The organism is Streptomyces sp. WM6386, assembly GCF_000972385.1.
Classification (GTDB): domain Bacteria; phylum Actinomycetota; class Actinomycetes; order Streptomycetales; family Streptomycetaceae; genus Streptomyces.
In genome coordinates this window covers 59076-81184 of sequence record NZ_JXTE01000016.1, presented here as the reverse complement: position 1 = coordinate 81184, position 22109 = coordinate 59076, and the positions used below count along the sequence as shown (strand labels likewise).

At 70.0% G+C, this 22109-nt stretch carries 22 protein-coding genes and 1 tRNA gene; 14 read left to right on the top strand and 9 right to left on the bottom strand.

Annotation, left to right across the window (positions count from 1 at the left end; translation table 11 throughout):
• Nucleotides 1-329 precede the first annotated feature (329 nt).
• The 8 genes from TN53_RS12810 to TN53_RS12775 all read left to right on the top strand — a co-directional run bounded on the left by TN53_RS12810 (nt 330) and on the right by TN53_RS12775 (nt 8019).
• Entirely contained in the window at nt 330-1298 is a 969-nt protein-coding gene (locus tag TN53_RS12810) for an AfsA-related hotdog domain-containing protein (RefSeq protein ID WP_052742244.1), read from the top strand.
• Nucleotides 1298-2158, top strand: coding sequence for an HAD-IA family hydrolase (locus TN53_RS12805; RefSeq protein WP_063774674.1), 861 nt, complete (start codon nt 1298-1300; stop codon nt 2156-2158). Before TN53_RS12810 ends, TN53_RS12805 begins: the two co-directional genes overlap by 1 nt.
• On the top strand, nt 2155-3153 hold the full coding sequence (locus TN53_RS12800) for a beta-ketoacyl-ACP synthase III (RefSeq protein WP_046247639.1): 999 nt from the start codon (nt 2155-2157) through the stop codon (nt 3151-3153). The genes TN53_RS12805 and TN53_RS12800 overlap by 4 nt, the downstream gene beginning before the upstream one ends.
• A gap of 114 nt (nt 3154-3267) precedes the next feature.
• Nucleotides 3268-3519, top strand: coding sequence for an acyl carrier protein (locus TN53_RS12795; protein ID WP_046247638.1), 252 nt, complete (start codon nt 3268-3270; stop codon nt 3517-3519).
• Nucleotides 3519-4766 carry a beta-ketoacyl-[acyl-carrier-protein] synthase family protein gene (locus tag TN53_RS12790; protein ID WP_199820392.1) on the top strand — a complete coding sequence of 416 codons (1248 nt, stop codon included), beginning with the start codon at nt 3519-3521 and terminating at the stop codon, nt 4764-4766. Before TN53_RS12795 ends, TN53_RS12790 begins: the two co-directional genes overlap by 1 nt.
• The gene (locus tag TN53_RS12785) at nt 4763-5473 is read left to right on the top strand and encodes an SDR family oxidoreductase (RefSeq protein ID WP_046247637.1); all 711 of its coding nucleotides are present in this window, start codon (nt 4763-4765) and stop codon (nt 5471-5473) included. The genes TN53_RS12790 and TN53_RS12785 overlap by 4 nt, the downstream gene beginning before the upstream one ends.
• Nucleotides 5470-6300, top strand: coding sequence for an enoyl-ACP reductase FabI (gene fabI, locus TN53_RS12780; protein WP_095046168.1), 831 nt, complete (start codon nt 5470-5472; stop codon nt 6298-6300). Before TN53_RS12785 ends, fabI begins: the two co-directional genes overlap by 4 nt.
• Nucleotides 6301-6729: 429 nt before the next feature.
• Nucleotides 6730-8019 (top strand): tachylectin-related carbohydrate-binding protein, encoded by a 1290-nt coding sequence (locus TN53_RS12775; RefSeq protein ID WP_046247636.1) that lies wholly within the window; start codon nt 6730-6732, stop codon nt 8017-8019.
• Between the two features lie 186 nt (nt 8020-8205).
• On the opposite strand, the gene TN53_RS12770 is transcribed toward TN53_RS12775, so the two are convergent.
• From TN53_RS12770 to TN53_RS12765, 3 genes are all read right to left on the bottom strand, one after another.
• Nucleotides 8206-9393 carry a tachylectin-related carbohydrate-binding protein gene (locus TN53_RS12770; RefSeq protein ID WP_046247635.1) on the bottom strand — a complete coding sequence of 396 codons (1188 nt, stop codon included), beginning with the start codon at nt 9391-9393 and terminating at the stop codon, nt 8206-8208.
• Between the two features lie 81 nt (nt 9394-9474).
• Nucleotides 9475-9648, bottom strand: a complete 174-nt coding sequence (locus TN53_RS47810) for a hypothetical protein (protein ID WP_199820391.1) — start codon at nt 9646-9648, stop codon at nt 9475-9477.
• 168 nt (nt 9649-9816) lie between these two features.
• Nucleotides 9817-10125: a hypothetical protein gene (locus tag TN53_RS12765; protein ID WP_046247634.1), complete on the bottom strand. Its 309-nt coding sequence runs from the start codon at nt 10123-10125 to the stop codon at nt 9817-9819.
• Between the two features lie 159 nt (nt 10126-10284).
• Here TN53_RS12765 and TN53_RS12760 point away from each other — a divergent pair, with 159 nt between their 5' ends.
• Nucleotides 10285-11280, top strand: a complete 996-nt coding sequence (locus TN53_RS12760) for a helix-turn-helix domain-containing protein (RefSeq protein WP_046247633.1) — start codon at nt 10285-10287, stop codon at nt 11278-11280.
• 211 nt (nt 11281-11491) lie between these two features.
• Here the strand turns inward: TN53_RS12760 and TN53_RS12755 are convergent, their stop codons facing one another.
• Nucleotides 11492-14797 (bottom strand): AfsR/SARP family transcriptional regulator, encoded by a 3306-nt coding sequence (locus tag TN53_RS12755; protein ID WP_234441585.1) that lies wholly within the window; start codon nt 14795-14797, stop codon nt 11492-11494.
• A 108-nt stretch (nt 14798-14905) separates the two neighbouring features.
• Here TN53_RS12755 and TN53_RS12750 point away from each other — a divergent pair, with 108 nt between their 5' ends.
• Nucleotides 14906-15271, top strand: coding sequence for a hypothetical protein (locus TN53_RS12750; RefSeq protein WP_046247632.1), 366 nt, complete (start codon nt 14906-14908; stop codon nt 15269-15271).
• Nucleotides 15272-15416: 145 nt separating this feature from the next.
• Here the strand turns inward: TN53_RS12750 and TN53_RS48300 are convergent, their stop codons facing one another.
• From TN53_RS48300 to TN53_RS44980, 3 genes are all read right to left on the bottom strand, one after another.
• On the bottom strand, nt 15417-15662 hold the full coding sequence (locus TN53_RS48300) for a TerD family protein (RefSeq protein WP_234308127.1): 246 nt from the start codon (nt 15660-15662) through the stop codon (nt 15417-15419).
• A complete protein-coding gene (locus TN53_RS48295) occupies nt 15562-16326 on the bottom strand; it encodes a hypothetical protein (RefSeq protein WP_052742243.1) in 765 nt (254 codons plus the stop codon). The genes TN53_RS48300 and TN53_RS48295 overlap by 101 nt, the downstream gene beginning before the upstream one ends.
• Nucleotides 16327-16783: 457 nt before the next feature.
• Entirely contained in the window at nt 16784-17446 is a 663-nt protein-coding gene (locus TN53_RS44980; RefSeq protein ID WP_234441584.1) for a restriction endonuclease, read from the bottom strand.
• 296 nt (nt 17447-17742) lie between these two features.
• Between TN53_RS44980 and TN53_RS12735 the strand changes: the two genes are divergently transcribed.
• Nucleotides 17743-18153, top strand: a complete 411-nt coding sequence (locus TN53_RS12735) for a PIN domain-containing protein (RefSeq protein WP_046247631.1) — start codon at nt 17743-17745, stop codon at nt 18151-18153.
• Between the two features lie 341 nt (nt 18154-18494).
• Here TN53_RS12735 and TN53_RS12730 read toward each other — a convergent pair.
• Nucleotides 18495-18565: transfer RNA gene (locus tag TN53_RS12730), tRNA-Gly, on the bottom strand.
• 500 nt (nt 18566-19065) lie between these two features.
• Between TN53_RS12730 and dcd the strand changes: the two genes are divergently transcribed.
• From dcd to TN53_RS12715, 3 genes are all read left to right on the top strand, one after another.
• The gene (gene dcd, locus TN53_RS12725) at nt 19066-19641 is read left to right on the top strand and encodes a dCTP deaminase (protein WP_037702868.1); all 576 of its coding nucleotides are present in this window, start codon (nt 19066-19068) and stop codon (nt 19639-19641) included.
• The gene (locus TN53_RS12720; RefSeq protein WP_046247630.1) at nt 19638-20147 is read left to right on the top strand and encodes a phosphoribosyltransferase; all 510 of its coding nucleotides are present in this window, start codon (nt 19638-19640) and stop codon (nt 20145-20147) included. Before dcd ends, TN53_RS12720 begins: the two co-directional genes overlap by 4 nt.
• A 387-nt stretch (nt 20148-20534) precedes the next feature.
• Complete coding sequence (locus tag TN53_RS12715) at nt 20535-20951, top strand: hypothetical protein (RefSeq protein WP_234308126.1); 417 nt, start codon at nt 20535-20537, stop codon at nt 20949-20951.
• Nucleotides 20952-21155: 204 nt separating this feature from the next.
• Here TN53_RS12715 and TN53_RS12710 read toward each other — a convergent pair whose 3' ends face one another.
• Nucleotides 21156-22103: a Yip1 family protein gene (locus TN53_RS12710; RefSeq protein WP_046247629.1), complete on the bottom strand. Its 948-nt coding sequence runs from the start codon at nt 22101-22103 to the stop codon at nt 21156-21158.
• Nucleotides 22104-22109 lie beyond the last annotated feature (6 nt).

Below are 22109 nucleotides of genomic sequence, written 5' to 3'. Positions count from 1 at the left end.
GGTGCGCGCCGGATGACCATCGTGCACGAAGTCAAAGGGCGGGACGTGGTGTGCGTGATACCCCTGAGTCCTGCACCACCCTGAAGGATTCCGGTGGCGGTTCCGCTCGCCGGCAGCCGTCCGGCCCCGCCGCTGAAGCGTCGTCGACAAGACGCGAGGGTCTGTCAACGGGCGTAAAGCAGGGCAGAGCGGGTGTTTGAACCCCGGGTAACTGGTACCGATTTCAAGGGTATGAGGCGCACAGGTGGCAGAAGGCTCTGGCTGACGGCTGTTCGGCGTTCGAAGAATGTGAGCCACGAGCCCGGCCACTGCCCAAGGAGCAGCACACGATGCCCCTCCCTCAGAGCGCCCTCGCCCCGGACGCGGTCACATCCGCGCCGACCCTCTCCTACCAACGTACGGTCGACCGCGGCGACGTCCACCGCTGGGCGGTCAGCGAGGTCTTCCTCACCGACTACGCCGACCTGTCGGCGGACACCTACCTCGCCGCGGCCCAACTGCCGACCGCACACTACTACTTCGGCGACCACACAGGGCCGGCGGCCGACGGCCCCGACAGCATGCTCCTCCTGGAGTGCTGCCGGCAGTTCGCCACCTGCATCGCCCACCGCGGCCTCGGCGTCGCCAGGGACAGCGCCTTCCACGTCACCGAATGGACGCTCGCCCTCACCGGCGACACCCCGCTCCCGCCTCACGACCGGCCCCGCGAGCTGAACATCGAGGCCGCTGTCACCCGCAGCCAGGTCCGCTCCGGGACGGTACGGGCCGCGCGGTACGTCCTGGAACTCTCGCTCGGTGGCGCGGTCCTCGGCCGCTGCGACATCTCCGCCCGCTACTCGCCCGCGGAGGAGGCGGAGATCGTCCGCCGCTACCACCGGAAGTCGGCGCCGCCGCTGTCCGGTTCACTGCCGGCCGTACCACCCGGCACGCCCGTGGCGCCCGCCGACGTGGCCCGGCGCGATCCCGCCAACGTGGCGCTCGCCGACGCCCGCCACGTGGCCGGCGGGGTGTCCGCCGTGGTGGCAGTGGAGCCCGGGCACCGTACACACTTCGACCACCCGCAGGACCATTACACGGCGATGATCCTCATGGAGGCCGCCCGGCAGGCCGCGCTCCTGGCGGTGGGCACCGGCGTGCGGATCACCGGCTACCGGTCGAGGTTCGCCCGGTTCGCCGAACTCGACGCCCCGGTCCGGGTCGCCGCCGTGCGCCGCACCTGCGACGAGGTCGCCGTGCGCTTCCGGCAGGACGGCACCGTCGTCAGCGAGATAGCCGTCGGCGTCGCGGAGGAGCTCTGATGGCGCCCGCGACCGGGCCCGTGCGCGCGGTCTGGACCGACTACGGCGGCGTGCTGACCCCGCCGGTGGCCGAGACGTTGGAGCCCTTCTGCGCCCGGCTCGGGGTGCCCTCGGCCACGCTCCTCGCCGCCATGCGGCAGGTGGCCCGCGACTGCGGGGCCGGTGACGACGCCATGGCACCGCTCGACACCCCGCTGCTCACCCAGGAGACCTGGGAGCGCCGGATGGAGGAGGTCCTCGCGACGCACAGCGGCATCCACGTCGACCTCAGCGACTACCCCGCGCGCTGGTTCGCCGACCGCGCGGTCAACCAGCCCTGGCTGGACACCCTGCACCGGCTGCGCCGACAGGGAGTGTTCGTCGGGCTGCTGTCCAACATGCCGCCCGCCTGGGACCGGCACTGGCGACTGTCCGTGCCGCCCGAGGGACTCTTCGACGCGGTGGTGCTGTCGTACGAGTCCGGCTGCCGCAAGCCCGAGCGGGAGATCTTCCGCATGGCCGCCGAGCGGGCCGGGGTGCCCGGCGAGCAGTGCGTGCTCGTCGACGATCTCGCGGTCAACTGCACGGGCGCCGAGCAAGCCGGCTGGTTCGCAGTGGAATTCACCGACACCGCGGAGGTCACGGGCAGGGTTGAGGCGTTGGTTTCCGCGGAGGCCAGGGGCGGGGTGGAGGCGCGGGTCTCCGCGGATGCCGCGGCTGGGGTGGAGACGCCGGTTTCCGAGGGTGCTTCGGGCGGGGTTGAGGCGTTGGTTTCCGTGGAGGCCAGGGGCGGGGTGGAGGCGCGGGTCTCTGCGGATGCCGCGGCCGAGATGGAGGCGCCGGTCACCGCGGCCGTCCTCGCCAGGGGAGGCCGCGCGTGAGGGCCGCCGTCATCAGTGGCATCGGCGCGTGGCTGCCGCCCGACATGGTCGGCAACGACGACCTCGCCGCCCGCATGGACACCTCGGACGAGTGGATTCGCACCCGCACCGGCATCCGCACCCGGCACTTCGTCTCCGCCGGCATGCCCACCTCCCTCCTCGCCGCCGAGGCCGGGGCGCGGGCCCTGCAGTCGGCGGGCACGGCGGACGTCGACGTGGTGGTGCTCGCCACCACCACACCCGACCGCCCCTGTCCGGCCACCGCCCCCGAGGTGGCCCGCCGCCTCGGCCTCACCGGACGCCCGGCCTTCGACGTCTCCGCCGTCTGCACGGGATTCCTGTACGCGCTCACCACCGCCGCCGGAATGATCGCGTCCGAGGCCGCCGAACAGGTCCTCGTCATCGGCGCCGAGGCCTTCAGCACCCTCATCGACCCGCAGGACCGGTCCAGCGCCGTCGTGTTCGGCGACGGCGCGGGCGCCGTGGTGCTGCGCGCCGGTGAGCCCGGTGAGCCCGGCGCCCTGGGCCGGATCGTGCTCGGCAGCGACGGCTCGCTCGCCGACCTGATCACGGTGCGGGCCGGCGGCTCGGAGCAGCCCCGCCCCCATCCCGACGCCGATCCGGCCGACCGCTACTTCTCCATGCGCGGCCGGGAGGTGTTCGGGCACGCGGTGACCCGTATGACCGAATCGGCACGCGCCGCCCTCGCCCACATCGGATGGCAGCCGGACGACGTCGACCGGCTGGTCGGCCACCAGGCCAACCTGCGCATCCTGCACGCCGTCGCGGAGCAACTGGACGTCCCCGTGGAGCGGCTCGTGATCCACCTGGACCGGGTCGGCAACACGGCGGCGGCCTCCATCCCGCTCGCCCTGGCACACGCACACGGCACGGGGGACCTCGTCCCCGGCGCCCGCGTCGTCCTGGCCGCCTTCGGAGGCGGCGCCACCTGGGGGGCCACGGCGCTGACCTGGCCCGCACTGAAGTCCGTGTAACCACCGGCACGTTGTGCCCAGCGCGACTCAAGTCCGCGTTGCCACAAGCACGTTCACGCCACGCACCCCGGACGCGCCCGCGCCCGGTCCCCACACCCGAAAGGCATCATCGCGATGAGCACCTTCACTCCCCCCACCTTCGAGATCCTCTCCCAGGTCCTGGAAGAGAAGTTCGGCGTTCTGCGCGAGGACATCCAGCCCGACACCGTGCTGGAGGACATCGAACTGGACTCGCTCGCGCTCATCGAGGTCGCGCTGACCCTGCAGAAGCAGCTCGGCGTGGTGATACCCACCGAGGACCTCAACAGCAGCGGCACCGTCTCGGACCTCTTCGAACTGGTGAACACGGCGGCGGGGACCGCCTGATGGCCGAGGACGCGGGACACGACGCACGCGTCGCGATCACGGGCATCGGCCTCGTCACCCCGGCCGGCATCGGGGTGGCGGCGAACTGGGAGCGGCTGCTGTCGGGCCGCCCCACCGCGCAGCGCGACCCGGCCCTCGCCGGGCTCCCGGTGGACATCTCCTGCCGGGTCCCCGGCTTCGACGCCAACGCCCTGCTCGGCCGCTCCACGGCCTGGCGCCTGGACCGGGTCAGCCAACTCGCCCTGGTGGCCGCCAAGGAGGCGCTGTCCGACGCGGGCCTCGACCCGGACCGGTGGGACGGAGCCCGGGTCGGCGTGGTCATGGGCAACGCGCTGGGCGGCACCGCCTCCTACGAGGACGCCCACACCGCGTACCACCAGGAGGGCGCCGACCAGGTCTCACCGCTGGTGATGGTGAACTGGCCGGTCAACATGATCTCCGGATACCTCGCCATGCACTGCCGGGCGCTCGGCCCGAACCTCGTGGTCGCCACGGCCTGCGCCTCCGGTGTCACGGCGATCGGCACCGCACGGCAGATGCTTCAGTCCGGCCTGTGCGACATCGTGCTCGCCGGCGCCTCCGAGGCACCGCTCAGCCCGACCCCGATGGCCGCCTACCACCGCATGGGCGCACTCTCCCGGCGCACCGAGGACCCGGCGGGGGCATCACGCCCCTTCGACGCGGACCGCGGCGGCTTCGTGGCCGCGGAGGCGGCGGCCGTGCTGGTCCTTGAGCGTGAGCGGGACGCGACAGCGCGAGGCGGCGCGGTCCGCGCGCTGGTCGCGGGCTACGGGGCCAGCGCCGACGGGCACCATGCCTCCGCGCCGGACCCGGCGGGCGCGGGCGTGGAACGCGCCCTGCGCGCGGCGCTCACCGACGCGGATGTCGCCCCCGAGGCCGTCGACCACGTCAACGCCCATGGCACATCGACCAAGTTGAACGACCTGATGGAGTCCCGGCTGATCAACCGGGTCCTGGTCGGCCGGCCGTCGGTGACCTCCACCAAGGGCGTCACGGGACACGCGCTCGGCGCCGCGGGTGCCATCGAGGTGGCGTACACGGCCCTGACCGTCGAGCACGGTCTCGTGCCGCCCACCGCCAACCTCGACAAGCTCGACCCCGAGATCGACATCGACGTCGTCAGCGGTGCGCCGCGCGAGCAGCGCGTCGAGACCGCGACCAGCCACTCCTTCGGGTTCGGCGGGCAGAACGCCGTCCTGGTCCTCCAGAAAGCAGGCACACGATGACCGAAGGCCGGTCCGTCTTCGTCACCGGAGCCAACCGCGGCATCGGTCTGGCCATCGCCCGCACCTTCGCCGCACAGGGCGACCGGGTCGCCGTCGGGCACCGGTCGGGGGAGCCTCCCGAGGGCTTCTTCGGCGTACGCTGCGACGTCACCGATCCCGGATCGCTGGACATCGCGTACGAGAAGATCGAGGCCGAGCACGGCCCCGTGCAGGTCCTGGTGGCGAACGCCGGGATCATGCGCGACAAGCTGGCCCTCCAGACCACCGACGAGGACTTCCTGGAACTCCTCGACACCAATCTGGTGGGCGCCTTCCGTTCGGCACGGCGGGCCATCCCCGGCATGCTGGAAGGCCGGTGGGGCCGGCTCGTCTTCATCTCGTCCTTCTCCGGGATGCTCGGCTCGCCGGGGCAGGCCAACTACGCGGCCTCCAAGACGGGCCTCACCGGCCTGGCCCGCTCGCTCGCCCGGGAGCTGGGGCGGCGCGGCATCACGGCCAATGTGGTGGCTCCCGGCTTCATCGACACCGACATGGTGGCCGGCGTCAGCCCGAAGAGGCGTGCCGAGTACCTCTCCATGACGGCGCTCGGCCGCCCCGGCACACCCGAGGAGGTGGCGAACGTGGTGCGCTTCCTCGCCGGTGCGGACGCGTCGTACATCACCGGCGCGTTCGTCCCCGTCAGCGGCGGTCTCGGGATGGGCGTATGAGCACGTCGACACCGGACACCCGGACCGAGGGCACCTCGACCGAGGCCGGCCGGCCGACGGGCGGGCTGCTCGCCGGGAAGCGGCTGCTGATCACCGGAGTGCTCTCCGACACCTCGATCGCCTTCCACGTGGCGCGGATCGCCCAGCAGGAAGGGGCCAGGGTGGTCCTGACCTCCTTCGGGCGGGCCCTGCCCATCACGGAGGCGATGGCGGAGCGCCTGCCGAGGCCCGCACCGGTGCTCCGTCTCGACGTCACCGAGCCCGGCGATCTCGACGCACTGCAGGACGCGGTCGCCGGCCACCTGGGCGGCCTTGACGGAATCGTGCACTCGATCGCGTTCGCCCCCCGGTCCGCGCTCGGCGGCGCCTTCCTCGACACGTCGTGGCAGGACGCGGCGACGGCGCTGGAAGTATCGGCGTACTCCCTCAAGGCCCTGGTCACGGCGTGCCTTCCGCAGATGGCGGAGGGCTCGTCCGTGGTGGGCCTCGACTTCGACGCGGCCCTGGCCTGGCCCGGCTACGACTGGATGGGCGTCTCCAAGGCCGCACTCGAGTCCGTCGCCCGCTATCTGGCGCTGTACCTCGGCGAACGACGCATCCGCGTCAACCTGGTCGCGGCGGGCATGGTCCGTACCCTGGCCGCGCGCTCGATCCCCGGAGTGGACCGCATGGAGCAGATCTGGCGCACCCGCCCGCCGCTCGCCTGGGACGTCCACGACCCGGAGCCGACGGCGAAGGCCTGCGCGGTGCTCCTGTCGGACTGGCTGCCGGCCACCACCGGCGAGATCCTGCATGTCGACGGGGGGCTGCACGCGGTCATGACATGAGGCACCGCCCCATGACGGCGGTACGACACACCTGAGTCGTACCGCCGCCCACACGGACGCGACTCTCACCCGCGACCGACGAGATTTCCGGGCCGTACGCCCGTTGGACCCGCGGCGGTCAAGTGCCCGCTCTCGCAAGGGGCTTGTGCACCGCGCGAGCCGAAGCGCGTGCAGGACGGATAGCGCGATCTGCCCCGTAGGCCGCCAAGCCCGGGCGCTGTCATGGGCGAACGCCCCGTCAGGACACAACCGGCCAGGGACGTTTGCGTCCATCGGATCTCTCTTCCGGCACCCCTGACCTGCGGCGAAAGTAGTTCCTGACACCGGGCGCCACACCCGCGAACAACCCTCACAGCTGCACCTGCAGGGCAGCTGTCCGGGCCAGGGACGTGCGTTCGCCCACTCGACTTCCGTGCCGCAGGAGAGACCATGAAGCTGAGCAACGTCATTCGCCGTACGTCCGCCACCCTCGCCGTCGGGGCGATGTCCCTGGGGCTGGTCACCGTCGCCGGCGGGGCCGCGCAGGCCGTCGCCTCGTGCACCGGTGCCGTGTCGATCTACGGCACGCTGTCGGACGGCCGGCTGACGTACACGCAGATCGAGCCGAACACCGGCGACCGCGTGAAGACGCTCATCGGCCCGGACCTCGGTTTCACACCGAAGGCGATGGCGACGCTCAACTTCAACACGGTGCTGGTCACTTCGACGGCCGGTGACCTCTACCGCGTCGACATCCAGACCAACAACACCGCCCTCGCTCTCGCCGGAGTCACCAAGATCTGGGACGGCGGCTGGACCTTCGACAAGATGGTCTACGACGGCGCCGGCCACCTCTACGGCACGGTCGAAGGACAGCTTCACCAGTACCTGGTGTCGCAGGACAAGCCGTCCGGGTCGGCCCACATAGGCCAGCACGTCGTGATCGACACGGGCTTCGTCCTCAAGACGCTGGCCGCCGCGGGCGACGACCGCATCATCGCCTCCACCTCGGACGGACGCCTGCTCAGCTACAAGATCAACGGCGTGAACGACTGGGACCGCGCGGTGCTGAAGACGAGCGGCTGGTCGGGGGTCGACTCGCTGTCCTCACCCGGCGGGGGCCTCTACTACGGCCGTACCAACGGCGGCATGTACTGGTACCACGACGCCGACCCCACCGACGCGGACGGCTCCGACATCGCGTACCACCCGAGCGACCCGGTGGACGCCTCCGGCTGGACGCAGAGCCTGCTGTCGGCGTACGCGGACAACTGCGCCTACGTGCCCCCGGCCCCGCCGCACTCGGTGCAGGGCGGCACGATCTACCGCAGCGAGGTCATGACCCGGGCCAAGGACTGGTACAACCGCAACATCCAGTACAGCCAGAGTGCTTACGCCACCGACATCGAGGGCGACGACACCTACCGCACCGACTGCTCCGGCTTCGTCTCCATGGCCTGGCACCTCACCTCCTCGCTGACGACGCAGACCCTCGACAACGCCGCCACGCAGATCTCCAAGGCCGACCTCCGGCCCGGCGACGCGCTGAACTCCAGCAGCGAGGGGCACGCGGTCCTCTTCGCGGGCTGGAAGGACCAGGACGCCGGCACCTTCTACTACTACTCCGAGGGCAGCCCGGACTCGGACATGAACTACCGGTCCGCGAACGCCTACAGCGGCACCATCGACAGCCACCCTGCCTCGGCGTACGTGGCCCTGCGCTACAACAGGATCGCCTGACGCCCCAGCCCCGCCCCATCACCCCCGAGGGCCCCGCCGACACCGGCGGGGCCCTTTCGGCATGCGCGCATGCCCGCCCTGAACCGGACGCCCGCCCGCCCGCACGCCCGCACGCCAAAGGGCGGCGTCCCCTCTTCCGAGGGGACGCCGCCCTTGTGCCGTATCCGTAAGCCCGTAACTACCGTCCTAGTACCAGTTGTTCGCCTGCCAGAAGTTCCACGCGTTGCACGGAGAGCCGTAACGGCCGTCGATGTAGCTCAGACCCCATCTGATCTGGGTCAGCGGGTTCTCGTGCCAGTCGTCGCCCGCGGAGTCCATCTTGGAGGCGGGCAGCGCCTGCGGGACGCCATACGCGCCGGAGGACGGGTTCGTGGCGTTCCAGCGCCAGCCGCTCTCGTGATCCCAGAGGTTCTCCAGGCAGGCCCACTGGGTGGCGTTGGCCCAGGCCGCGTCCTTCTGGTTCATCAGCTGCCGCCCCGCCGCCTTGACCTCGGAGATGTTGCCGCGGTCGACGGTGTCCGCGGAGGTCGTGCAGGTGTATGTGCCGGGCTGCGCGGACAGCAGCTTCTGCGTCCAGCCGCTGGTGTTGACCGGGTCGTCGAGGTGGTACGAGATGTCCGCGCCGGACCCGTCGGTCGGGTTGGCGTCCTTGTACCAGTACATGGCCCCGGTGGAGAGCCGTCCGTAGTACAGCCCGCTGCCCGGGGAGACGAGCTGGTTGAAGCCCGACCAGCCGGAGGACTTCAGGGAGTTGCTCTTCCAGGAACCGGCACCCGCGATGGTGTAGTCGAGCAGCCGCCCGCCCTCGGTGGTGGCGCCGAGCCGGTCGTCGCCGGTGGCGGTGAGGGTTTTCAGGACGAACCCGGTGTCGATCTCGGTGCGTACGCCGATGTGCTGGGAGCCGGCCGGCTTGTCCTCGGTGACGTTGTAGCGCAGCAGCAGGCCGGAGGTGGTGGTGCCGTAGAGGTGGCCGTGACCGTCGTAGGTCAGCTTGTCGTGGGTCCAGCCGCTGTCGGCGATCCGCACCGGCGGGTTCAGCAGGGCGAGGCTGGTGTTGTTGGTCCTGATGTCGATGCGGTACAGGGCGCCGGCCGTCGAAGTGACCAGCACTGTGTTGAAGTTGAGGGTCGCCATGGCCTGCGGCTCGAAGCCGAGGTCCGGTCCGACGAGCACCTTGGCGAGGTCGCCGGTGGCCGGGTTGATCTGGCTGAACGTGAGCCTGCCGTCGCTGAGTACGCCGTAGATGTTGACGCCGCCCGAGCAGGTGGTGGCCGCGTCGGCGGTGGGAGCGGTCACCGTGAGGAGTGCGGTGCTCAGGGCGGCGGTGGTCAGCAGACCCGCGGCTCTACGGCCGTTGGTGCGGATGTTCTTCACTTCTGGTTCCCCCGGGGGTGGTTGAGGTCGCGCACAGACGAACACGTCAGGCGAACAGATCAGCCCTGGGATGCGGGCGGCTCACTGCCAGCCGGCGTCCGCGGTGACGGTCTGCCAGCCGGCGTCCGCGGTGATGACGGAGGAGGACTCGGCGGCGTCCGTCCCGTATGCCGAGGTGACGGCCGGGGTGGCGAGGGCCGCGGCGACCACGAGGGAGACGACCGCGACGGCCTTGGCGATACGGGTGCGAGGCATGGCTGTCCGTTCCTTCCGGGACGAGGTGTGAGGTCCGGTCCGCTGTCGCGTCCCGCGGTGACGCGCTTGCCGGCCGGTGATCACCAGGTTCGTCGCCGCCCGGGCCCATGAGAAGGGTTCCTCGGTGGACGGAAAGGGCCTTGGACCGATACGTCCACACGGGCCGCTTCAGTCCACCGGCTGCGCCTCGTATGCCAGAGGTATCAACGGCACCCCGGCCCCCGTCAGTCGCGCCCCCGCCAACTGCGGTACGTCGCTCAGCAGTCGGCCGCAGACGCGGACGGCCCGTTCCTCGGCCTCTGCCAGCCCGTCGGCCAGCAGGTAGAAGCCCAGGGTGAGGCGGGAGGAGGAGCGGGGATGCACGGCGACGTGCTCGACGCGGTCACCGGGGACGATGGACGCGCGCACCAACTCACGGACATCCGGCGGCAGATGGGTGCCGGGGGGGAGTTCCAGATGCGCGTGGACGAGATACATGCGCTCCAGCGTCTCAACGGATGAGGCCGCCAAGTCCGCGTGGCGGGTGGCCGGTTGTGTCCCTGGCCCGTTCCGGCCCGCCCCTGTGACGAAACGTCCCCGCTCTGCGAAGATCGGCGCTGAAGAGGGGTCGTTGTGTGCAGAAACGGGGGGACGCACGTGCTGACCGCACTCGGGCTCGACGCTGTCGCGGAGACGGTGTACCGCGCCATGCTCAGACATCCGGCCGCCGGTGTCGCGGACCTCGGCAGCGCCGTGGGGCTGTCCGAGGAGGAGGTGCGCGACGCCCTCGACACCCTGAGCGAGCTGGCGCTGGCGCGTCCCGCCGCCGGGGACGCGGGGCGGCTGCGGGCGGTCTCGCCGGACATCGGCATGGAGATCCTGATGGCCCGGCAACAGGCCCAGCTGGCGGCGCAGCAGCAGCGCCTGGAGGCCTCGCGGGCGGCCGCGGCCCAGCTCATCTCGGAGTACGCCGAGCTGCGGCCGGCCGCCAGTCACCCCGGCGTGGAGCAACTGGTGGGGCTCGACCAGATCCGGGACCGGCTGGCCGTGCTCACCCGTGAGGTGCGCGAGGAGTTCCTGACGTTCGCGCCGGGCGGGCCGCAGACCGCGGAGAACATGGCCGCGTCCCGGCCGCTCAACGAGGATCTGCTCGGCCGTGGGGTGCGGATGCGCACGATCTACCTGGACAGCGTGCGCGCCAACCGGCCCACTGCCGAGCACGCCAACTGGCTGGCCGGGCTGGGCGGTCAGGTCCGCACGGTGCCGTCGCTTCCCACCCGGATGATCCTCATGGACCGGCAGATCGCCATGATCTCCGTCAGCAGCGACGACACCGCCGCCGGCGCGGTGCTCCTGACCGGACAGGGCACGCTCACCGCACTGTGCGCGCTCTTCGAGACCATCTGGGAATCCGCCCAGCCGCTCGGCCGGCTCGTCCCCACCGACGCGCACGGCCTCACCGGCCAGCAGTCCACCGCCCTGCGCCTGCTCGCCGAGGGCCACACCGACGAGGCCATCGCCAAACGCCTCGGAGTCTCCCACCGCACCGCCCGCCGCATCGCCTCCGAACTCATGGACCGCCTCGGCGCCCGCAGCCGCTTCGAGGCCGGCGCACGCGCCGTCCAGCAGCGCTGGCTCCCGGCACACCCGTGACCCACTGGGTGCAGGCCCGCCAAGGCGTTGTGACAGCCGTGGCATGCGCAACCAGGTGGCGCAGTCTCCGTGAACACGAGCAGGTGTTCGTGGCGACCAGGCGGCAGGGATGCGGAACGCCGCCGCGATGACGGGTGCTCTGGCAGGCTCGCCGACGCTTAGGCTCCTGGTCGCGCGGTGACCGGACCGAAGGGCTCAGACGAGGAAGACGTCACCGATCGGGATCCCCGTACTCCGTCTCGGGCACGCCGATGTCCGCGAAGACGGCCCCTGCCTGTTCCCTCATCAGCTCGGCGGCGGCGACGTCGGTGTTCCGGTGGGCGCGGGCGAGGACCATGAGAGTGCGGGCCTCGCCAAGCCGGTGGCCCGTCTCTCGGTGTACGGCGAGGGCTTCCTGGCCGAGCCCGACGGCCGTGTCGTGTGCTTCCTCGGCCTCCGCCGACTCGCACAGGGCCGTCAGGGCCTGGCCCTCCACCACGCGGAACGAGTGACGGCGGGCCGGCGCCAGTGCCTGTTCGGCGTGGGCGCGAGCCATGTCGTAGCGGCCCGCTTGCCTGTGGACGGCGGAGAGGGCCAGGAGGCTGTCCGTCTCGGCCCGTCGGAACCGCGCCTCGCGGGCCAGGGCGAGCGCCTGCTCGCCGGCCTCCAGTGCCTGGTCCAGCCGTCCCAGGCGCCGGCGGGCTGTGGCGATCGTGTTGAGGATGCCGGACCGGAAGGGGCGTTTTTTTGTGTCCTCAAGCAGGGTGAAAGCTCGCTCGGCGAGCTCCAGCCCTTCGCTGTGGCGGCCGAGTTCCACATTGATCTTCGCGATGGCGTCGAACATCATCGCGTGGCCGTTGCGGGAACCGACTCTCCTGCCGGAGGCCACCTCCGGGCCGAGGAGGTCGAGTCCGTCGGTGAGACGGCCGAGTTCCCAGTACACCCCGCCCAGGATCTGCAGGGCCGAGGTGGCGTCCCACGAACCGACCTCCGCCTCAAGCCCGACGCCGCGTTCCAGGTGGTCCGCGGCCTCGTGCAGCCGGCCCAGATCCCGGCAGGCCATACCGAGGGCGACCAGCCCGAATCCCTCGAAGTAGCGGTTCCCGATCTCCCGGAAGATCCGCAGACCGGCGGTGAAATCGTCGAAAGCCTCGTCGAGGCGCGCCATGCTCCAGTACCCGAAGCCTCGGTGGCCGAGCCCCGCCGCCTCACCCGTCGCCCAACCGACCTCCCGGCTGATGTCCAGTGCGCGAGTGGCGTGCTCCATCGTCTCGCGGACATACCCCCGGTCCCACCACACCGCCGCGAGGCTGCAGTGCATCGCCACCTGGCCGAACACGTCGCCTTCGGCCCCGGCCGCGTCCAGAGCCGTCTGCGCCGTGGCCTGCCAGGTCTTCCGTGGCAGATGGATCCAGAAGTCGCTGAACAGCGCGGAGGTCAGGTGCCAGGCGACGGGGCGGGGCCCGTGGTGGGCGGCATGGTGGATGACGGCGAGCAGATTCGCCCGTTCCGCGTCCAGCCACGGCCTTGCCGTGGTGGCCGAAGGCAGGTCCAGGCGGCCGCGGAGGCGGAGACCGACGGGCAGCTCCGGAAAGTGTCCGGCTCCCGCGGTGGCCCGGGTGGCGTTCAGGTACCAGACGAGGAGCCGTTCCAGGGCGGCTGCCCGGTCCGGTGCCGTCTCCTCCGCCAGCGCGCACTCCTGCGCGAACTCACGGAGGAGATCGTGGAACCGGTACCGTCCCTCCGTCGCCGGCTCCAGCAGATGGGCCGAGGTCAGTGCGCCGACCAGGCGGCGGGCTTGCGACAGCGGCGCGTCCAGGAGGGCCGCCCCGACCTCGGTGGTGAACTCGGCTCCCGGGAACAAGCCCAGCAGGCGGAACAGCCGGCGTGCGCCGGGCGCCAGAACCCGGTACGACACGGAAAAGGCCGTACGCAACGGGGAACCGCTCCCACCGTCCGGTTCCAACGCCTCCAGTCGGCTGCCCTCCGTCATCTCGGCGACCAGGTCGGCCGTCCGGAGCACCGGATCGCCCGCCAGCCTGGCGGCGGCCAAGCGCAGCGCCAGCGGAAGGCTTCCGCACAGCCGGACCAGGTCGTCGATCACGCGTTCATCGGCGGCGACCCGGTCCGCGCCGAGGGCCCGGCTCAGCAGTGCGCGGGCCTCGTCGGGCTGGAGGAGGTCCAGGGGCAGGGCGCGGGCGCCGTCGCGGGCGACGAGGTCGCCGAGCCGGTTGCGACTGGTGACCAGGACACAGCAGGTCGGGCCGGACGGCAGCAGCGGCCGTACCTGTTCGGCCGAGGCCGCGTTGTCCAACAGGACGAGCAGGCGACGGCCCGCGAGCAGGGTCCGGAACAGACGGCCCTGGGCTTCGTGGTCCGGTGGGATGTCCGACGCCGTCAACCCCAGGCTGCGCAACAGCAGTTCGAGAGCCTCGCCGGGTCCGAGGGGCTGCCGGTCGTGGTCGAAGCCGTGCAGGTTGATGTAGAGCTGGCCGTCCGGGAAACGGTCGCGAACCTGGTGCGCCCAGTGCACGGCCAGAGCGGTCTTGCCGATGCCCGCGGCGCCACCGATGGCGGAGATCACCACGGTGTTCGCGCTCTCCGCCCCCTGCGCCCGCGCGGGGGTGAGCATCGAGTGGAGCCGGTCGAGTTCGCCGGTACGGCCAGCGAAACCCGGTGTGGCGTGCGGGAGTTCGGCGGGCCGGGCACTCGCGCGGGGTGCGGAGCGGACCGAGGTGGACGAAGACAGAAGAAGGAAGTCGTCCTGGTTCAGCACCGCTTCGTGCACCCGGCGCAATTCCTCACCGGGATCGGTTCCGAGCTCGTCACGGAGCCGTACGCGCAGGTCCTCGAAGGCTCTGAGCGCCTCGGCCTGCCGCCCGCGGCCGTACAGGGCCCGGATGCGCAAGGCCGTCAGTGACTCGTCGTAGCGGTCGTCCGCCGAAGACGCCGACAGCCCGCTCAGGTCGTCGAGGGCATCGCCGTACCGCCCCAGCAGGACCAGGCACTTGAGCCGCTCCAGACGGTACGTCCGTCGGCGCTCATCCCACCGCTGCCGCTCCTCCCGTGCGAAAGGGCCCGGCAGTCCGGCCAGTGGCTCGCCCCGGAACAGCCCCATGGCGGCGAGGAGTTGGTCCGCGGCGGTGGTCAGGTCGCCCGACGCGGCGGTGCGCAGCGCCTGGGCACCCTGCTCGTCCAGGTCCGCCGTGTCGAGCCGGACCTCCTCGACGGCGAAGCGGTACCAGCCCTTGCCACTGCGGATCACCGACTTCGCGGGCGGGGTGCCTTCCGGATCGAGCGCCCTGCGCAGCGAGTTGACGTGTGTGGGCAGCACTTTGCGTCCGCCCGCCGGAGGCTCCTCACCCCATACCGCGTCGAGCAGCCGCTCATGACTCACCACGGACCCTTGGCGCAACGCCAGGGCGGCCAGCACGGCTTGGCGTTTGACCGGACCCAGCTCCAGCGGCGTCCCGCCCCGCCGGGCCCGTAACGGCCCCAGAACTTCGAGCCCGAGCGGCTCAGGAGATCCGCCGTCCACCCGAGGCCTCCCGCGCTCCACATCATCGTAATTTCATCAGGATTACAGCATCCCAGGCCACGGTGGTGGACACGACCTCGCACAACCCACACAACCGAAGGGGTTCACGTGACCGAAGTGGAGCTGGTGGCCATCGCGTTGGCCACGGGAGCGGCGGCCGGACTCACCGGCACGGAACGAGAACGCGTCACCTCACCAGGAGCCGACACCGCACGAGGAGTCGTCCACGACCTCCATACCGAGCTGACGGAGGCGGTCCGCCGCTGGCTGTCCGGCGGCGACGACGTGCGGCGCGGATACGGCGTACGGGTGCTGCACGCACACGAGGCGGACCCCGACGTGTGGCGCACTCGGCTGCTGCAGGTCCTGACCTCCGGACCGGCGATGGATGAGGAGATCCTCGGTGCAGCCCGCGCCGTGCTCCGCGCGGACCACCGGGCAGGACACGTCATCGTGGACGTGGCCGGCTCATGACATGGTGGGCGACTTTTCCGGCCGTGCTGCAGGGGGCATCCGCTCGGAGCGCCGGAAAGACCCTCCTGGGCGGGCAACTACATGGGCGTCGCAGCCGAACGGGATATGTGTTCACGGATGGGTATGCCGCGCTGAAAGCCGATCGTTACTCGACGTCGACTCCGTGGGCGCGGGCCAGGCCGTCGAGGCCGTCTGCCCAGCCCTGGCCGACGGCGCGGAGTTTCCAGGCGGGGCGGCCGTCGATGATGTGCCGGTACAGCTCGGCGACGACCATGGCCCGGACGTTCGAGTCAGCGGGCGGCTGGAATGTCCAGCCTGTGCCTGTCACGCAGTCCATGTGCAGGGCGGAGTATGTGAGGGAACCGCAGGTCAGCCCTGTGTCGACGTCCATATTCATGGCGATGGCCACCCGCCGGACCTGTTCGGGCAGCGCGGTGGCGGCCGTAGGCGACGAAGCCGAGACGCTGGGTGTCCGGCAGACGGGTTAGCACGGCGAGGTCGATCGCGGTGACGCCAGGGGCTGTGGCGAAGCCTTCCTTGATCGTGGCGACAAGGTTGGAGCCCATGGCGGTGAGCCACCACAGCAGCCGGTCGCGCCTGGTGAGGTTCTTGAGTGTCGGGCGCTCGCTGGGCGTCAGCCCGGCTGTCTGAGTGGGCAGGAAGTCGAGGTCCTGCTGCCGCATCACCACGGACAGAACCGAGCCGTCCATTCCTACGGCGCAGCCCGCGGCGGGGTTGTCGGAGAAGGCCGTGTTCACCGCCTCGCAGACCGTCGCCTCGTCGTTGGAGACGAGGGCCTGCCACCACTCCTGGGCCTCCATGGACACCCGTCGGCACGCCGCCTCCAGGCGTGCCGACTCCGCGGCCAGGTATGCGGGCGCGTCATGTTGCGCGCGCTGCTTCGCTGCGGCCCGCTCTGCCAGGGCTAGTCGGCCCACCCCGCGCAGATGAAACGTCTGCGCCTCGGCGAGCGCCCAGGGCAGGCCCAACGCGGGTACCGCTGGGATCTCCGGCGGGTGCGCTGTGGGAAACGACTGCAGGTGCACGCTCGTCATCTGCTGCCGCAACTCCCGTAGCCGGGTGATGGCCGCATCGCGCTCGGCCTCCTGCTGCGCTCGCTCCGCCTGACGCCGGACCCGGTCCAGCTGAGCAGCGGACGGGACGACAGTGCGGGGACCCGAGGCCCGCCGCGTAGTCGTTCGCCGTCGGTTTCCGCTCAGGGAACTCGACGCCTAGAAGGGGCCGAGCCCCGACGACAGCCGGGCTCCGCCGGTGCCCACGCTGAGTCTTGCCGCACGCGGACCTACCGAGGTCCGTACCCCGCGCGTCGAGACCCGCACACTCATCCCAGGAACCCCGACTCGGAACCCGAACCCCATGGCACACCCCTCTCCCCACGGTCAGTCTGGCACCGTGCGCGACCGAAAGCGGCCGTGATGACCGCACTCACCGCGATGTGCGGTTCCATCGGCAATTCAGTGGCAGGGGCAGCGAGGCCGACGCCCGTGGCGCTTACCGAGGGCGTCGCTTCGGTGGCGTCGGGCCCGGGATGACGTCGAGGTCCATGTGCTTCTTGAACAGGTGGACCAGGTTGGCGCCGTCGAGGAGTTCGAGCCTCCCGTGCTCGTTGGCGAACGCCTCGCTCGCCCGGCCGAACCACGAAGTCGTCACCAGGATGCCCTTGGCCGCACGCTTGTGTTCCACGACGCCGGCGAGAGCGGAGACGGTCTCGAACGGCACCACGTTCTTGGTGCGTTTGGCCTGGATGACGCACAGCCCTTTCATGACCGGGTCTGTGTTCATCGCGACCGCGTCCACACCTTCGTCCTTCGACGGCTGTGTGTTCACGCTGTCCAAGCCGATGGCCTCGAACAGTTGCCGGATGAGGTGCTCGAACTCTGTGGGGGTCAGGTCCATCAGTACAGGGCGGCTGTCCAGGCCGGCCACGACATCCAGGCTGTCCATGAGGCGGAACTTGGACAGGTCGAACGTGACCAACGGCCTTACCGGCTCCAGCTCGTACGGGTTGGGCGAGATCAGTGAACGCAGCCGCTTCAGGCAGGCTCGCGGGTCCACCTGTGTCAGGACCAGCTCGCCGAACTCGGCCCGATCGGCCTGGAGCGTGATCAGGCACGGATGGACGTTGCGCCCCGTGGCGCGGTCGATCGTGGCCACATGCCCGTTCAAGGCGACGGACCGGACTACGCCTTCGGTGTCGGCGGCGAAGAGTTCGTGGACGGTACGCAAGGCCGTCTGGGCCAGGACTGACGCGTAGAGTTCCTTGCGCTCTTTGTCCGGCTTCGGAACGGCTGTGATCTCGTCACGGGTCTTTACGTACTGGATCAGCGGCGGCGGCTCGGAGGACGATGCCCAGCACGGAGAGCGAGAGCCCAGCCCGGTACGCACGGGTGGTGATCAGCGAGAAGGGCCGTTTGACTGCCACGTCTGCATCGGGCGGAGAAGGGCAGCCGGTGATCTATCTGCTCGACACGTCGGGCCTGGTCCGACTGCTCCGTGACCCCAAACTGCAATCGGCCTGGTACGACGCGATCGACGTCGGGGCCATCGCATCCTGCTACGTGCAGCGCGCCGAATTCCTCCACAGTGCCCGGAACGGACGCGAGTACGACGAGATCACGGAGATGTTCACCGACCTGTACGCCGATGTGTCGGTACCGAAGAACGCGGGGCGCTGGATCAGCGCAGTGCAACACCGGATGGCTCGGGCCGGTGAGCATCGCAGCGCTTCAGCAGTGGACCTCGTCATCGCCGCGACCGCAGCCCATCACGGACTGGCCGTTCTGCACGACGCCGCCGACTACCGCACCATTGCCCGGCACGCATCCGACCTGACCGAGCACAACATCCACGACATCGCCTGAGGGGTGGCCGCAGCGCTCGCGTCCACCGTTGCGGACTCGTTGAAGCCCTGTCCACCAGGCAGGAGTTGGGCAATCAACAGTGCTGCGCGGCGTCCGCACGCGCCATCCGTCTCTCCAGTGGGACGGGCAGGCTGAGGGCTCGCAGGTGCGACCGATGTGGTTGATGCGGCGAAACTGCAGGTCACACGAGCCGTTCGCGGTGAGATCCGGTGAGCCTGCCATGACCGCTGAGAACTTGTGCCCTCCGCGTGCCCAATCTTCGTCTGCCCAGTGGCCGGTTCCTGCGGAGAAATCCTCGCCAACAAACAAGCCCCAGGCCGTTGACCTGGGGCTTCGATAAGAGCGGGTGACGAGAATCGAACTCGCACTCTCAGCTTGGGAAGCTGATGTTCTACCACTAAACTACACCCGCGTAAGACGCCGGTTGAGAACGGTGTCGGAACGCTCTGTCACTCTACCTCATGCCAGACCCCCGGCACCGGAGCCGTGGGGTCTGGGTGCGTTTCAGGGGAGCGATGGGGCTGCGGGGCGCCGGAGTTGGGGCGTACGGTGGAGAGGTGGGAGAGGCTCCGGGAGGGGTCGGAGTGCCGCCTGGAGAGTCGTTCCTTCCATCCCGTAATGTGGCTTTTGTCGTTCGGCGAGCAGCAGCCGGACGCGGCTCTTGGGGAAGGGACTCCAGAACTTGATGGAGCGCACTGTCGTCCGTTGTGCCGATGGGCACGTGTTCAGCACCGCTTCGTTCCCGATGCAGCAGGCCGAGCGGCTCGGTCCCGGAAGACTCGTCCGGTGCCCTCGTTGTGCCCGGCTACGCAGCGTCGTTCCGGTGACCTTGGAGAAGCACTAGGGAGTAGTACCCAGGCGCGCGGACCGACCGATGGTGGTCGGTCCGCGCGCCTTGCGTATCCTCGGGGCGTGCTTCTCTCAGACAAGGACATCCGGGCCGAGATCGACGCCGGGCGGGTACGGATCGATCCCTACGACGAATCCATGGTGCAGCCGTCAAGCGTCGACGTGCGCCTCGATCGCTTCTTCCGGGTGTTCGAGAACCACCGCTACCCCCACATCGACCCCTCCGTCGAGCAGGCGGACCTCACGCGCCTCGTGGAGCCGGAGGGCGACGAGCCCTTCATCCTCCACCCCGGCGAGTTCGTCCTCGCCTCGACGTACGAGGTCATCTCGCTCCCCGACGACCTCGCCTCGCGCCTGGAGGGCAAGTCCTCCCTCGGCCGCCTCGGCCTCGTCACCCACTCCACCGCCGGTTTCATCGACCCCGGCTTCTCCGGGCACGTGACGTTGGAGCTCTCCAACCTCGCCACCCTCCCCATCAAGCTCTGGCCCGGCATGAAGATCGGCCAGCTCTGTCTGTTCCGGCTCTCCTCGCCGGCCGAGTTCCCCTACGGCAGCGAGCGCTACGGCTCCCGCTACCAGGGCCAGCGCGGCCCGACGGCCTCCCGTTCCTTCCTCAACTTCCACCGGACGCAGGTATGAGCGACGTACGGGAGAACCTGACGTACGAGCGCTTCGGCCTCGCCGTCCGTGAGCTCGCGCAGACCATCGCCGACGACGGCTACGAGCCGGACATCGTGCTCTCCATCGCCCGCGGCGGAGTGTTCGTCGCGGGCGGCCTGGCGTACGCCCTGGACTGCAAGAACATCCACCTGGTCAACGTCGAGTTCTACACGGGCGTAGGCACCACCCTCGACATGCCCGTCATGCTCGCCCCCGTCCCCAACGCCATCGACTTCTCCTCCAAAAAGGTCCTCATCACCGACGACGTCGCCGACACCGGCAAGACCCTCAAGCTGGTCCGCGACTTCTGCCTCGACACCGTCGCCGAGGTCCGCAGCGCCGTCATCTACGAGAAGACGCAGTCGCTGGTGAAGTGCGAGTACGTGTGGAAGCGGACGGATGAGTGGATCAACTTTCCGTGGAGTGTCTTGCCTCCGGTAGGTAGGTCGGGAGAGGCGCCGAAGGAGAACAGGGAAGCGGTCTGAGCTGCACGTTTCCTGGAGATCACAGAGAGCCCCTCGGCAGGTCCGCGAGGGGCTCTCTTGCTGTTCGAAGGGACGATGACCTTCTGACCCATAGCTCTACAGAGATCGGTCATTGGAGGTCATAGAGGCCGCCGCTGGCTCCCTGAGAGTGGCTGTTGGTCTCAGTGGCTGCTGGGGCTGCTGTACTTCGTTGCTGTACGGCAACTGCTCTCGCTTACTGCCGGTGTCCTACGAACGGCCGGATGCGACAAGCGGCTACACCTTCATCCTGGATCATGGCCGGTCCGCATGGGGACGTTCGATGAAGATCAGGACGAGGTCTCCGATACAGACGTACGCCCATGCTCCTCTGTGGCCATGGAGCCGATATGGACCAGTGTTGTGGCAGTGGCCGGCACGTTGCTGGGCGCCGTTGCCACCTATCCCTTTCAGCGGCTTGCAGCCAAGCAGCAGACGTTGCGCGACGAGCGGATCGCCGCGTACACCGCGTTCGCCTCTGCCATGGAGGACTTCCGGTGGGGGCAGGCCGAGCGCTACTTCAGCAAGAAACGAGATCCCGGCGGGGAGGCGTACCGGATGGCGTACCAGGAGGGTCACCGCCTGCGCACGACCGCGTGGCAGGCGTTCTACCGCCTCAAGCTGGTCACCAACGACGCCAGTCTCGTGGCCGACGCTGAGGCGGCTCTGGAACGGACACGCTCAGTTTCGGGCGCTGCGAACGACAGGCAGCGGAACCAGTTGGACGACTTCGCGAAGGCAGCCATCAGAGACTTCGTCGACAACGCGTCGAAGCGTGTCCAGTAGCCGAACTCGACGTACGTCTCGGCGGAACCTGCTTGCTGGATCCGGCCCGGCCCACTCCCCACATGCTTTCCAACTGTGTGTAGGTCATGGCCGTGTTCTATCAGCCGCCCGAGCGTGCCGGCGCTGACCTGCGAGGCATCAACGCGTGACGGACAAGGGGCTCCCCGGTGTGGGGAGCCCCTCGGCGTACTCGAGAACCGGTGTCTAGAAGGTGCCCAGCTTCACGATCGAGAGCAGGGCGATCAGTTGGATCGACGCCGCGCCCAGGGCCTTCGGCCAGGGGAGGTCGTGGGACTTGGAGACCATCAGGGTGAGGAGGGCGCCCGCTGCCACCCAGGTCGCCCAGCCGACGCCCTGGACGAAGGTGGCGTCGCCGCCGAAGAACATGGCGAGGACGAGACGGGGGGCGTCCGTCAGGGACATGATCAGCATGGAGAGGCCGACCGTGGGCTGCCAGGCGCCGTCGCCGCCGAGCTGGCGGGCCAGGGTGTGGGTGACCACGCCCAGGACGAAGGAGGACAGGACCATCGCGACCGCCGTCGTCAGGACGATCGGGACCGCGTTGGAGAGGGTGGCGTTTATCGCGTCCTCGCGGGCGCCGTCGAAGCCGAAGACGGCGAGCAGGCCGTAGAGGAACGTCACGATCAGGGCCGGGACCCACATCGTGTAGTCGCGCATCTGGAGGAAGGTCTGGTTGGGGGCCGTGACGATGCCCCTCAGGAGGTCCTTCCAGTGGAGGCGGGGGCCCACCGGGCCGGCCGGCGGGGTCGAGCCCGCGCGGTAGGTGCCGCCCTGGTTGTAGGGGTCCTCGCCGACCGAGAAGGCCTGGGTGTGACCCGGGTTGTTCGCCGCGTACGGGTCGTGGCCGCCGTCGCCGAAGTACTCCGGCTCGTCGTAGCCGCCGCCCTGGGGGCCGCCGTACTGCTGCTGCCCCGGGTGTGGGCGCGAAGGCGGCGCGGGGTAGCCGCCGTACGACGGTCCCTGCGGGGCCTGCTGCCCGTACGGAGGTTGTTGCGGTCGCGTGTGAGGAGCGCCGTTGTCCCGGCCGCGTCCGATCCTGAATCCAGCCACGCCTTCGAACGTACCTGGTCCCGGAGAGCCGCGTGCCGGGCCCGTGGGTTCGGGCCCGGCTTTGCGGCCGAGCTGTGACATCCCCTA